Raw genomic sequence first — 14,277 nt, 5'->3', positions numbered from 1 at the left:
TTAAATTCTATAACTGTATTAAAATATAGGTTATACCCACGATAACCACACTTCCAAAAATGAGCATCACGAGTTTTCCAGTTTTTTTGGAACCTTTAAAATAGGTAATACCCAGCTTCACTATCATATTGCTTATAGTTGCTGTAATAATGACATTGGTTGCGAGCGTAAGTTTGTCTTCCACAGCGCCAAATTTTGCCATACTTATGGTTATCGCATCTGTATCTGCTAATCCTGCAATAAGGGCTGAATAGTATAAACCACTTTCGCCAAAAAATTGATTTCCATAAAAAACTGCAAATAGGATAACCACATAAATACCGCCAAACCCAAGAGCATTCAGGATATTAAGTGGATTACCTAAATTAATATCCGTCTTTGGAACATTTGCATCTTTTTTAATAAACAGAAGTGCACTTATCAAACAAATAAGCGTGAGGATGATAAAGGGAACGACTAAATAAGAAAGTATGGCACTATTGAAAATATAGGCTAACACCGCAAGCCTTGGAAACATTATTGCTGAAGCTATAATAATACCCGCAGCATATTCTTTTGAAAGCTCTGGCGATTCCTTACTTCTCGAAGAATATATCCAAGCTACTGCTGTACTTGAAATTAATCCGCCTAAAATTGCAGTGAGCAAAATTCCTCGTTTAGAGCCTACATATTTTACGAGAAAGTAGCCGATGAAATTCAGAAAAGAGACAATCACTATAATTGCTCCAATCTCAAAAGGGTTAAGTAAACCTTCTGGTCCATAGTCTTGATTTGGTAGAAAAGGTAAAATCAGTAGTGCGATAATCGAAAATTTAATAAAAGCAAAAAGCTCTTCTGAAGTAATATTTTTAATGAACGTATTAAAGGTAGTTTTTAGTGATAATAATGTAACCACAATTACTGCGGTGGCAACTGCTTCCTTGTGCAAATGATTAGCAACCATAACACCTAAAATTAATGTAGCGAACAATGCCATATTGGTGGTAATACCAGTCATTAAATGTTTTTGTACTAAGGAAAGGTGACTGAAAGACAGAAACAAAAGAAATGCTGCCGAAATGATAATGACCAACCAAGACGTATAGGCTGTGGAAAGATTTCCTAAGATAAAACCAATAATGGCGACAATCGGGAAGGTTCTTATTCCGGCAAAGCCTTGTTCTTCCTTCAGTTTGTCGTATTCACGTTCCAAGCCGAGAATAAGACCAATACCCAGACTGATGAGTAGTCCAAGTATAAAGGGATTCATATTTTTTAAGGCTTCTGTCATTGTTTTAAACTTTTGTATCTACAGGAAATACCTTTTTTAGATTTCCTACATTATTTTTCACTTACAGTTTCAATTTTATGTGTTGACCTTTTCCTCCTTTTTTTTATTGCGCCAAATTCATTCCAGGTTTTGATGTTGGGTGGTATTATGGTCTGCTTTGTCCCCAATGGATATTGTTCAACAATAAGGCGGGCCATCAAATAGCAAATGCTGGATTCTGCCCCTTGATTGATATTTATATTTTCTTTTTCAAGACCATCATAACAAGCACCATTAACAGGGTTATACATAATTTGCTTGAGATGGTTATTGCCTAAAAACCAGCTAAATGCAGTATGTAATTGTTTGGCATATTTCTTTTTATGGGTAACCTTATAGAAGATGTCTAATGAAAGAATAGTATAAGCCACTTCAATGGGTTGTTCACCATGAAAGGTGCGTTTGTTTCTTTTGTGGAACCATCCATCATTGGATATGACTTTGATTTCCCCTTTCATAAAATATTGTGACAATAAAAAGTCAAAGGTAGTTTCGGCAACGTCCTTGTATTTTTTATTTTTTGTAATGAGCCATGCATATAATAAGGCTTCTGGCAATACACTGTTTGCATAGGTTAGGTAATCTTCAAACCATACCCATTCTTTATCATTGCTTATATGAAAAATACGCAGGAGCTCTTCGGCCAATGTTTCCGCTATTTCATTATATTGGATTTTGGATTCATTTTCTTGATAATAATAAAGTCCTTTTAATATAAAACCAATGGCTCTTGGGGATTTAAAATTTGCTACATTTTGTATGACGCTTTTAAAACAGTTTTCGGATTTGGTTACTAAACCTTTTGGTAGGTTTTCTGTATTAGACAATACATAGCCAAGTGCCCAAATAGTTCTGCCAATGGAATCTTCTAAATTCACTTCTGTATTTTGCTCGGTAAATTGCTCTTTGTAATCTACATAATTGTAGAACAGGCCATTGTCTTGCTGGCAAAACACGATGAAATCCATATAAATTTCAATTAGTTGTAAGACATTGTTAGTTCTTTTTCGCTTATAATACATAAGCATTGCTATTAATGCCCTGGCATTATCATCAAGCGTATAACCAAAAGACGTATCCGGCTCACTGAAATTCGAAAATTGAAGCATGCCAAAATGAGTGGTCATATCTTCAATATGATCGGTTTTTATGGGTGGTAAACTAAAATCCAAAGGGGCGTCATATTGCAAATACTCCTGAAAAATATCGGAATAGGAAATGGCCGCATTTTCCCAACTAAAAGCGCGCATTTTAGTAAAAGCATTTTTTCCCATTGATGATGCTATTAGAGGTTGTTCTAGCAAGTCAATAATAGCATTGCTCATTTCGAGATGATTTTCAAAATCATTCAATAAAATACCAGTACTTGGATTAAGGCATTCTTTGGAATGTGGAATTGGAGTTGATATAACTGGGTTTCCGCAACTCATGGCATAAGAAAAAGTACCGCTTACCGCTTGGTTGGGGTCTTTTGATGAGAATAGGTAAATGTCGGATAAGGATAGGTATTCCAATAATTTGTTTAGTTCCAGATATTCATTTATAAAAATAACATGGTCTTTAATGCCTAAACCATCGACCATTGCTATGAGTGAATCCCTATATGTTTCACCTTCTCTTTTTATTATTTCAGGATGGGTTTTACCTAAAACCAGATAAATTGTGTTTGGGAATTTATGAATTGCTTTTGGCAATGCACGAAGTGCTGTTTCTATATTTTTATTCTCACTTAATAACCCAAACGTAGAGAGCACATTTTTATTTTGAAAGCCATATTTATTTTTTAGTCTTTGTTTTTCTTTCCATAGTACAATATGGGTACCGTGAGGTATGATAGCTATTTTGTTTTTATCTATGTGATAATCCCTTTCTAGAATTTCTGCAGATTTGTTTGTTAGTACAATAAGTTTCTCGGTGAGGTCACCTAAAGCCTGCACAATTTTGGTCCGTTTTTTATCTGGATGGGGAAGAACCGTATGGAACACACAAGAGATGGGAATGTCTAACTTAAGCAGAAAAGCTATTAAATGGCTACCATAGTCACCTCCAAAAAGTCCAAATTCGTGTTGTACACAAACCATCCCAATATCATCTCTTTCATTTAACTTATTCGCTACTTTGAAAAATGAACTTAACTCTTGGGCATTTATTTTATATGAAACTTCCTCTGGATAATCATCCATATCGCAACATTCATTTTCTAGTGCACAAACTTCGATTTGCATGGTAGCACCAAAACAGTTTTTTAGAGACGTAATCAAATCTTTTGAAAAAGTAGCAATTCCGCATTCGCGTGGAGGATAGGAACAAACGAATAAAATTTTATGTGTTTTCATTTTTAGTCTGTTTTTTTAATTCATTTAATAATTCTTGTAGGCTTACCTTGGCCACTGCCGTATGTTTATCTGCCGCCCCATAATATATATGGAGATCATCATCAAATAAGGCTGTTCCAGTAGGAAATACAACGTGGTTTACAACTCCTTTTAATTCCCATTCCATTGATGGGGAGAATAAGGGATAAGGCAACCGTCCAATTACTTTTTTGGGATCATTGATATCCAAGAGGGCAGCGGCCGTGTGATACGTTTTTCCGATGTTTGTTTCACAAACGCCGTGATAAATCATCAGCCAACCATCTTCTGTTTCTATGGGTGGACATCCTGCTCCGAGATAATTAACTTCAAAATCATAGAACGGATCCAGAAGGATATGATTGGTAAGATTCTTTATGTGATCTTCCCAAAATGATTTGGTAAGGTCTTTCCAGTTTTCAAACTGGACTATTTGTATTCCGGGCCATATACGGTGTAGCATTATAAACTTATTGTTTATCTTTCTGGGAAAGAGTACAATGTCCTTGTCCCTTAACAACCTATGTTCTTCCTCTACCATGCCTATTTCGGCAAAAAGGTTGTAATAATGAAAATATTTTGGATTGAGTCTACCTTGATTGCAGTGTTCTAAATGAAATTTATACTCCTTGTAATTCAGAGGAGGGGTAATGATGCCTTTTTTTTCGAAATGTATCATGTCTTTGGAAGTTGCCAACGCACCCATAGCATTAACACCATCATAAGCTGTATATGTTAAATAAAAGGTGTCTTCGATTTTAACGATGCGTGCATCTTCCACACCATGTTTTTCATAGTCGAATTCTCTTGTTATAAGTGGACTCGTTTTCCTTTCTATAAGATCTAAATACTCATTTGTTTTGGCATATCCTATGGTGGAAAAGTTGCCGTCTTCCACTGCACGGTAAAAAATATGCACATCTTCGCCCTCTTGAAATATTCCGGGATTGAGTACGCCGTTGCTTTCAAAGGGATTTTTGGTGGGACTGAGCAGTATTCCTTTTTTTTCTACGAGTATCTTGGTATTAATCTGATGTGTATGTTCCATATTGCTACATTTATTTTGGGTATTCCCGGTTGTATTTGTCCTTTAGCTTGATAATATCGTTTTCATTTTCTTGTTTTTATTTACCGAAAAGTTCTAAAAGTTCCATTAATTCATCATTAACCTGATGTTGCTTGACTACTTCTTTAAAAGAGGTTAGATGTAATTGATTATTTAAGATTCCTACCATTTCATTTTTTTTGCCTTGTAAAATTGTTTTCACAGCTGCCACTCCAAGTCTAATACCCAACATTCTATCTAAAGCTGACGGATTTCCACCGCGTTGTACGTGTCCTAATTTTGTAATACGTAAGTCAAGACTGGGGTTGATTTCCTTAACTTTTGATGCGACTAGTTCGGCACCGATTTCATCGCCTTCAGAAACCACTACTAAAAAGGCATCTTCACTTTCATAATCTTTTATTTTACTTAGTAAGTAGATAAAATCTTTACCACTTTCAGGTATTAAAACAGCATCGGCACCCACCACCAGTCCTGAATGTATGGCAATATAACCGGAATCCCTTCCCATTACTTCCACAATAAATACGCGGTTGTGAGATTCGGCAGTGTCTTTTATTTTATCAATATTTTCAATGGCTGTGTTTACTGCGGAATCAAAACCAAGGGTATAATCAGTGCCAGAAATATCGTTGTCAATAGTCCCAGGAATACCTATAAATGGGATGTCGCATATTTCTGAAAAAGCCAATAGACCTTTAAAAGTACCATCGCCACCAATAGCAATTAAAGCATCTATGTTATTTGCTTTTAGAGTTTGCAATGCTTTTTTACGACCCTCCAATTCAAGAAATCGTTTGCTTCGTGCTGTTTTTAATATTGTACCGCCTTTTTGGGTTATTTTTTGTAATTCGTGTGATTTCAATGGAACTAAATCACCATCGATTAATCCTTCATATCCTTTCCGAAAACCACTCACTTTTATATCATTTACTTCTGCGAATTTTGTAATAGCGTACAATGCAGCGTTCATCCCAGGACTGTCGCCTCCAGATGTGAATACGCCTATATGTTTAATTTTATTTGTGCTCATTAGATATTGTTTTTTGTAACTTTTTTTCCGAATTAGTAAAATCTTGAATTGTGCTCCAAACAAATTCTGCTTCTTTCAGAAAGAACTGATGGTCTCCTTCAAATGAAGTAATTATTTGTGCGTTTTTAAATTCCTTTGATAATTTTATGGCATTTTCTAAAGGCGCAGTGGTGTCTTTTTCTCCGTGAATAAAAAGCACATCTTTTGCCTCAATTTTCCTTGCCATCGCATATAAATCTGTTTTCAAGATGACCTTTGTAAGAGAATAATAATAACTCTGCCAATGATGCTTTTTTGCATCTTCATAAACTTCATCTGTTAGGTTATCAGGCTTGAATGCGCGTGACATAAAAATGGGATGAATCATACAAATGTATTTCGAGAATTTGCTTGTTGAAATCCTATCTACAAATGAATGGGATGACATAATTTCCTTAAATTCATTTGTATCTTTATAAACGGGTATGCTTATAAAAATTCCTGCTTTGAACCAAATTGGTTGCTTTTCCAATAGTGCCAATGAAATCATAGCTCCCATAGAATGTCCCGCAATAATTGTTTTGCCATCATTGAATTCTTCTTTGTTTAGAATCAATTCAAGAGCTTGCAATTGTATTGAAAGGGAATAATCACTTTGTGGTTTTGGCGAATCACCAAAACCTAGCAGGTCGACTAAAAGTAGCTTATGTGTAGTTGTAATACTTTCTAAATTGCGTTTCCAATAATGCAATGAGCCTGTTAAACCGTGTAACAAAATAAGTTTGTTTTCTCCAGAGCCTATTATTTCATAATTCAACAGTGTTTCTTTGGCATTATAGACTGGTTGCTTACTAATCTTGTAATGCTGATAGCTTGCTATAGCTACAACGGGAAGAATGAACAATATGAATATGAGTAGAAGTGTCATTGTTTTGAACTTGATTTATCATTTGTTTTTTCACTTTCCAAGACTGGGGTTTTACCATAGAATCTATTGAAAACCATACAGGCAGTCAAATCACCAGTTACATTAACAGCAGTCCTAAACATTCCGAGCAATCTTTCTACACCAATGATGATTATGATGCCTTCCGCTGGAATACCAACACTTCCTAAAACAGAAGCGAGTATAACCACGCCTCCTCCAGGAATAGCTGGGGTGCCAATGGAAGCAGCTACTATGGTTACGATGACCACAATAATATTTAGTAAACTCATTTCCAGTCCATAGGCTTGAGCTATAAAAAGAGTCGTTATAGTTTGATAGAGCGCCGTTCCATCCATATTGACGGTTGCACCAATGGGAATGATAAAATTGCTAATGGCTTTATCTACTTTTAGTTCTTCTTCCGCTGTTTGTAGTGATAAGGGCATCACAGCCGCAGAGCTTGTGGTTGAAAAGGCCAATAGTTGAACATCTCTTATTTTTTTCAGAAAATACATTGGGTTGGTTTTTCCAATAAGAAGAACTAATCCTAAATAGAAAAACACCAGTATCAATAGACCGAGCAACACCACCCCAACATAGTAGGCTAGTCCTGAAAGAGAACTCAAACCAACACTAGAAGTAAGCTGTGCCATAAGCCCAAAAACAGCAACAGGAACTAACAACATAGACCATTTCACCACCGTCATACAGACTTCTTGAATGGCACTTAAGAGCACCTTTACTGGGCGTAGTAAAGCTGCATCAAGTGACAACACAGCCACACCAATAATAATTGTGAAAATCACAATACTTAACATATCGGCATTTACCATAGAGGCCAAGGGGTTTTCGGGAAGCAGATTTGAAATAGCATCTGGAATATTTTCTAGCCCAAAAGAAAGTTCGGCATCTTCCGTAGAGGTAGTCATTATTTCGTTGTGTTCCGATAGCGATTGTTGGTGTAAAAAACGACCAGGTCTAAAAAGTTGTGATAGGATAACGCCCAGACTTACCGAAACTATGGTAGTACCCAGAAAATATAATAATACGCCACCACCTAATTTTTTTAGACTATCCTTATCATTGCTGGCGATTCCTGTAATGATGGAAGCCACAATCAAAGGAATCATAATCATCTGTACCAGTTTTAGAAAGAGTACGCCTGGCAATGCCAACCAATTTCCTAAAGCATCAGCTGTTTCTTTGGTAATCCAACCATTTTGAGGACTCAATAGCAATCCAAATCCAACACCTAAAAATAAAGCAATAATAACCTTAAGCCATAAGCGGCTTTCTACCAGTTTTACCAGATAGTGATTTAGTGACTTAAGTGATTTTACTTCTGTTTCGAACATTTTTTATTTTGTTATGCAATACTTATTTTATGGTCTAAATAAACTTTCTGAACGGATTGCAATACTTCAACGCCTTCGCCGAAGGGCTTTTGAAATGCCTTTCTTCCCATAATCAACCCAGAACCCCCAGCTTTTTTATTGATTACCGCTGTAGTAATTGCTTCCACTAAATCGGACTCTCCTTTTGAACCGCCACCGGAATTAATCAATCCTATTTTACCCATATAACAATTGGCTACTTGTAACCTACATAGGTCAATGGGATGGTCTGTCGTCAACGTATCATACATTGCATCATCATATTTTCCAAATTCGATGTTTTTAAATCCGAAATTGTTTGTTGGCAGTTTCTGTTTGATGATATCTGCCTGAATGGTAACGCCCAAATGATTGGCTTGTCCTGTTATATCGGCAGCTGTGTGATAGTCTTCTTTTTCAGTTTTAAAAGCTTCGTTTCTAGTATAGCACCATAAGATGGTCGCCATTCCTAAATTATGTGCTTCTTCGAAGGCTTCGGCTATTTCTTTAAGCTGTCTGTTACTTTCCTCGGAACCAAAATAAATGGTAGCACCCACAGCAACGGCTCCTATATTCCAAGCAGCTTTTACATTGCCAAAAAGTGTTTGGTCATATTTATTGGGATAGGTAAGCAGCTCATTGTGGTTAATCTTTACGATAAAGGGAATTTTATGGGCATATTTCCGAGCGTTCAGTCCTAAAACACCAAATGTCGAAGCCACTCCGTTGCAGCCAGCTTCAATAGCGAGTTTTATGATATTCTCTGGGTCAAAATAGTCTGGGTTTTTATAGAATGAATAAGCTGCACTATGCTCAATACCTTGGTCTACTGGAAGGATGCTCAAGTAGCCTGTGCCACCAAGATTTCCGTGGTTATACAATTGTGAAAGGCTTCGTAGTACCTGCGGATTTCTATTACTTTGAGTAAATACCTTGTCTAGGCTCGTTTTACTAGGTGTTTGCAATTCGTCCTTGGTTATTTTTTCACAAACGTGATTCAAATAGAAGGACGCTTTTTCACCTAATAGTTCTGTAATATTTATATCTGTTTTCATTTTAAATAGAATTAATGAATTCCTAAACTTTCATTGGTTTTGGCAATGGATTTTGCTGCATCTGTTTCAATTCCAGTAAGTGCTCTAATGGCATCGATTGTTTCAGGTACTACGATAGCTTGATTATCTACCACGTACGCATAAAAAAGTTCATCGCCCACTACCTTCAGCATATCCTCCCAAAGGGCAACTTCATACATATCGCCCCAAGGTCTTCCCATATCCAAAAACATTTCCTTAATAGTGTTGTTAGAAACTAGGCCTTGATCATATTGAATTAGCTTGATACGACTAGACGTTTTAAAAGCATCAAGGACTTCTTCTTTTGAAGCTTGTTTTTTTAACTTCACGTTCCAATAGTGCATATGGCTTAAGGTTTCGGGTACTTTTACAGCGGAAGTGATGACATCCAAATCGGGGTCAACACTTTTAGCATCAGGACCTTGATGGCTCGGAATATCTTTTTCAGGCACCATAGTGTTCATAATACCACCTAAATGGCTTTCCCAAGGGTCTGTTGCTCTTCTCAATAGTGTGCCTCTGGCATAATCCAATAAATCGGCTCTTTTTAAAGCGGTCAATGTTCTTAAGATAGAAGTGGTGTTGCAGGAAACAACTCTTGTAGCATCTAGATTTAGAGCTGATTGATAATTGTTTTCAGCACTAAAAGAATGGCCTGTAGTTTCGTGTTTTTCGCCACCTTGGACAATGAACTTTATCCCTTGTTTTTTATATACCTCTACATTCTTTGCCGCTATGCTTTTTGGTGTACAATCTACCACAAGGTCCACTTTATTCAATAAATCCTGCAAGTTTCCCTTTACCGAAATGCCGGAAGCCTTCATTTCTTTTTCGGCTTTTACGGTTGCTGCATAGATATTATACTGTTTTCTCACGGCGTTCTGTATACGCCAATCGCTAATGACATCGCAAACCCCAACAAGGTTCATGTCATCTTGTAAACTGATGGCATCGGTTACTCTTTTTCCAATGACTCCGTATCCTATTACTGCTATATTTTTCATATGTATTGTTTTATTAATTAATTTTGTTTTATTGTTTTTTGTTACTTAAATTTTTCATTCCCATTTCCATATTACCTTCATTATCTGTATGTGACTTCATAAAAAAACGTTCCGCAACAAGAATCAGGATAATTCCAATTGCCGCCACGATAAGTACCAGTGGATCGTTCAAGTATTTTAAATAAAGAAAGGCTACGAGTACGGCTATATCTATTACAATGGCTATTAATGGAATGATTGGTTGAAATTTTACTTCTTTTTTAAGATAACGGAAAAGTCCCCAATGAATAGCAATGTCCATAATGAGGTAAAAAATAGCTCCTATGGAAGCAATCCTCGTTAAATCGAAGAGAACAGTTAGTAAAATGGCAAGAGAAGCCGTAAATATGAGTGCAGGGTTTTTAAAATTTCCTAGTTTTTTTAAGGATGGTACTTGTTTCATATTGCTTAACATTCCCAATAAACGTGATGCGGAAAACATACTAGCTAACACGCCTGAAAATGTTGCTACAATTGCTATGGCTATGGTAATCCATAATCCCCATTCTCCAAATACAGGTTTTGCTGCCGCAGCCAAGGCATAATCTTTTGCTTTGATTATTTCAGGAATACTTAAACCTCCTGCAACAGCAAGTGCCAATGCTACATATATGACAGTGCAGATAAGGATTGAATACACAATAGATCGACCTATGTTTTTATGAGGGTTTTTAATATCTCCACCTTGATTTGTGATTGTTGTGAATCCTTTATAGGCAAGAATTGATAACGCTAGTGCTGCTACAAAACCTAGTCCTTGCGGCATAGTTTCGGAATTTTCAGGAATATAATCCCCTGTAATATCTGCAATCCCAGAAATTATTAGACCCGCAATGGCGAGCAAGGCAATACCTGCAACCTTAATAATTGCTGTAAAGGTGGCGGTTGCTCCAATAACTTTATTGCCTAAAATATTCAATATATAGGCAGTTACCAAAAGCAGGATGGCGAGAATGGATGCGTAACTGGCAAAACTTTCTGGGAACAACCGAAGCGTGTAGGCTCCAAAAGTACCCGCCACCAAGCTTTCTGAGACCACCATTGAAACATACATTAACAAAGAAAAGACACCAGTTGTGGTTCCCGGTCCATAGGCTTTATTAAAGAATTTGACAACACCTCCAGAAGATGGAAAGGCATTTGAGAACTTAACATAAGAATATGAGCTGAAACCTACCACAATAGCACCAGCAATGAAGGCAATAGGAAATAAATCTCCTACCAACTCCGCTATTTGTCCCATAAGAACAAAAATCCCAGCACCAATCATTACGCCTGTACCTAGAGATATAGAACCTATTAAGGAAAGTTTATTGTTTTCTTTTGTGGTGTTCTTAGTCATTATGCTGTTTTTAGTTTTTGTGGTTTTCTCGAATTATTTATTAAAATGATAGAACCAATAATTCCTGCTATGAGTGAAGAAAAAAGAATACTCACCTTTGCCGTGTATATAAATTCTTCGTTCGTAAATGCTAGTTCGTTGATGAATAATGACATTGTGAATCCTATTCCACCAAGAAAGGCAACTCCGTAAATTTGATTCCAATTAACAGTATCTGGTAATTTGGCAAGTCTAAAGGCAACAAGTAGTCTGGTAAAAGATACTATGCCTAAAAATTTCCCTAAAATCAATCCAGCACCTATACCCAAACTAATAGGGTTGAGCAACACTTTTCCTATTTCTCCGTGTAAATGTATACCTGCATTTGCCAAGGCAAAAAGCGGTAGTACCAAAAAACTTACGACTGGGTGTAACGCCTTTTCCAATTTCTGAAGTGGGGTTTCGGCTTCCGAACTCGTGGCTTTAATTTCCTCTAATATTTCAAGTTGTTCGTTGGAAATAAGTGTTCCTTTTACAGGTTTTATTTTCAGGAAACGGGAGTGCAAGGTGCTTAAACGCTTAAGAAAAGTCTCTTTGTTTATTTTTACCCTTCCAGGAATTGCTATTGCCGTAAGGATACCCGCAATTGTAGGATGAATACCCGAAAAGAAAAAGGCTAACCAAACACCACCAATACCGATAATGGCATAAAACCATGTATTTCTAATACCCGTATAATTTCCAATGATTAAAAGTCCAAAGAACAATAAGCCGTGAAACAAATCCATTGTAGAGATACCAGAGGTATAAAACAGCGCAATTACCAGTACACCACCTAAATCATCAACTATTGCTAGTGTTATTAAAAATACTCGCAATGCTGCGGGCAAACGTTTTCCAAAAAGGGCTAACACACCTAAGGAAAATGCTATGTCTGTTGCCATAGGTATTCCCCATCCCTGAGAAGCTTCTCCCGAAGTATTGAACAGAAAATAGATAAATGCAGGAAAAACTATACCACCTATAGCAGCACCTATAGGAAGTATTGCATTTTTAGGGTTTGATAGTTTCCCTCCTAATATTTCACGTTTTAATTCCAAACCAACCTGTAGGAAGAACAAAGCCATTAACCCATCGTTAATCCAAATCAGCATAGGTTCTGTGATTTCAAAATTACCCACGGCCAAAGAGATGTCCGTTCTCATTAAACTTCGGTATAATTCTTGCCAAGGTGAATTGGCCCATATCATTGCAATGATAACGGTGATGAGAAGTACAATACCTGTATTGTTTAAGCCTTTTGATATGGCAATAAACAAGCTTCGTATGGCACTGTATGTTCTATTTTTCAGCATTATTGAGTTGTGTGTTTGATTTTTTCTTTATTAACTGTTTTTGGTATTATTTGTTCATTATTGGTTTCTTTTTTAAAGTTTCTAATAATTAGGCGGTTGCTCTTTTCATATGTGAAATAGCTTACCGCCCAATTAAAACCAACCATCAATCTATTTCTAAATCCGCTTATGGATAATAAGTGTACAATTGACCATAGCAACCAAGCGAAATAACCTGCAAATTTGAACTTCCCCAAATCAGCTACTGCTTTTCGTTTTCCTACTGTTGCTAATGAACCTTTGTTTTTATATTCAAAAGGTTTTACGCCTTCATTGTTAATAATTTTTAGTAATGAATCACCCAACCATTTGCCTTGCTGAATCGCTACTTGTGCTACTTGTGGGTGCCCTTTGGGCGTATGCTGAGAAATATTAGCTGCGATATCACCTATGGCAAATATGTTTTCATAACCTTCTACCATTAAAAAAAAATTGGTTTTTAAACGATTGCCTCTAACCACGTGTTTTTCATCTATACCTTTTGGGAACTGTCCTTTAACACCCGCAGTCCAGATTAGGTTTTTGGCTAAAATGGTCTTCCCGCTTTTTGTAGTGACCTTTGAGCCGTCATAATCGCTTACCGATTCATTGAATAGTACCTTTACATCTAAGTCCTTCAAATATTTTAGAGTTTTCGAAGATGCTTTGTCAGACATTGTACTTAACAACTCATCAATGGCCTCTATTAAATAAATATTCATAATGGAAGCAGGGTACTCCGGATAATCCTTTGGTAGTATGTATTTACAAAATTCAGCCAAAGCTCCTGCCATCTCTACGCCAGCAGGACCGCCACCAACAATAACGAAATTGGTCAAGGCATCCCTTTCTTTATCATCACAGGTAATGGCTGCTTCTTCCAAATTTTGAAGCATCATATGACGGATATTTAGAGAATCACGTATGTCTTTCATTCCAAGACTATGGGACTCGACGTTTTCCATACCGAAAAAATTGGTAGTTGTTCCAGTTGCCAATACGAGATAATCGAAATGAACCCTTCCCTTATTGGTTATAATGATGTTTGAAGAGGGTTGGATTTCCTCGACTTCCGCTAGTCTAAATAATACATTTTTATACCCATTGATTTGTTTCCTGAAAGGAAATACAATACTATCAGGTTCCAAAGCACTCGTTGCCACTTGATAAAATAAAGGCTGAAACTGGTGGAAGTTGTTTTTATCGAACAATACCACCTGTACTTCTTTATGCTTCAATTTTTCTACCAGTGCCAAACCAGAAAATCCACCACCAATGATAACAACACGAGGTACATTGGAATCTGGAAGGCAAATTTCATCTGTTATCTTGCAAGTAGATCCTCCTATACTATTATTTGAGTCGTTAACTTTCATATTTAATTTTAGACTTGATATCTTTCTTTAGAGCATTGATGTTAGC

The 14,277-nt window shown here is 36.5% G+C and carries 11 protein-coding genes; all 11 read right to left on the bottom strand.

The genetic code is table 11. The features are described from left to right. Positions 1–7 precede the first annotated feature (7 nt). Complete coding sequence (locus BT151_RS17035) at positions 8–1,270, bottom strand: MgtC/SapB family protein (protein ID WP_072403561.1); 1,263 nt, start codon at positions 1,268–1,270, stop codon at positions 8–10. 50 nt (positions 1,271–1,320) lie between these two features. Then, on the bottom strand, positions 1,321–3,570 hold the full coding sequence (locus BT151_RS17030; protein WP_245794908.1) for a glycosyltransferase: 2,250 nt from the start codon (positions 3,568–3,570) through the stop codon (positions 1,321–1,323). 61 nt (positions 3,571–3,631) lie between these two features. Next, positions 3,632–4,711 carry a glycoside hydrolase family 130 protein gene (locus BT151_RS17025; protein ID WP_072403559.1) on the bottom strand — a complete coding sequence of 360 codons (1,080 nt, stop codon included), beginning with the start codon at positions 4,709–4,711 and terminating at the stop codon, positions 3,632–3,634. A gap of 76 nt (positions 4,712–4,787) precedes the next feature. Next, positions 4,788–5,762, bottom strand: coding sequence for an ATP-dependent 6-phosphofructokinase (locus BT151_RS17020; protein ID WP_072403558.1), 975 nt, complete (start codon positions 5,760–5,762; stop codon positions 4,788–4,790). Then, positions 5,749–6,669, bottom strand: coding sequence for an alpha/beta fold hydrolase (locus BT151_RS17015; RefSeq protein WP_072403557.1), 921 nt, complete (start codon positions 6,667–6,669; stop codon positions 5,749–5,751). The genes BT151_RS17020 and BT151_RS17015 overlap by 14 nt, the downstream gene beginning before the upstream one ends. Next, positions 6,666–8,024 carry a dicarboxylate/amino acid:cation symporter gene (locus BT151_RS17010; protein WP_072403556.1) on the bottom strand — a complete coding sequence of 453 codons (1,359 nt, stop codon included), beginning with the start codon at positions 8,022–8,024 and terminating at the stop codon, positions 6,666–6,668. The genes BT151_RS17015 and BT151_RS17010 overlap by 4 nt, the downstream gene beginning before the upstream one ends. Positions 8,025–8,035: 11 nt before the next feature. After that, entirely contained in the window at positions 8,036–9,097 is a 1,062-nt protein-coding gene (locus BT151_RS17005) for a class I fructose-bisphosphate aldolase (RefSeq protein WP_072403555.1), read from the bottom strand. Between the two features lie 11 nt (positions 9,098–9,108). Continuing rightward, positions 9,109–10,122: a type II glyceraldehyde-3-phosphate dehydrogenase gene (locus tag BT151_RS17000; protein ID WP_072403554.1), complete on the bottom strand. Its 1,014-nt coding sequence runs from the start codon at positions 10,120–10,122 to the stop codon at positions 9,109–9,111. A gap of 28 nt (positions 10,123–10,150) precedes the next feature. Continuing rightward, positions 10,151–11,503 (bottom strand): APC family permease, encoded by a 1,353-nt coding sequence (locus BT151_RS16995; RefSeq protein WP_072403553.1) that lies wholly within the window; start codon positions 11,501–11,503, stop codon positions 10,151–10,153. Continuing rightward, a complete protein-coding gene (gene nhaA / locus BT151_RS16990) occupies positions 11,503–12,837 on the bottom strand; it encodes a Na+/H+ antiporter NhaA (RefSeq protein WP_072403552.1) in 1,335 nt (444 codons plus the stop codon). The genes BT151_RS16995 and nhaA overlap by 1 nt, the downstream gene beginning before the upstream one ends. Continuing rightward, on the bottom strand, positions 12,837–14,231 hold the full coding sequence (locus BT151_RS16985) for an NAD(P)/FAD-dependent oxidoreductase (RefSeq protein ID WP_072403551.1): 1,395 nt from the start codon (positions 14,229–14,231) through the stop codon (positions 12,837–12,839). Before BT151_RS16985 ends, nhaA begins: the two co-directional genes overlap by 1 nt. Positions 14,232–14,277 lie beyond the last annotated feature (46 nt).

The sequence above is a fragment of the Flaviramulus basaltis genome (assembly GCF_900114265.1).
Classification (GTDB): domain Bacteria; phylum Bacteroidota; class Bacteroidia; order Flavobacteriales; family Flavobacteriaceae; genus Flaviramulus; species Flaviramulus basaltis.
This window is presented reverse-complemented; position numbering and strand designations above follow the sequence as displayed.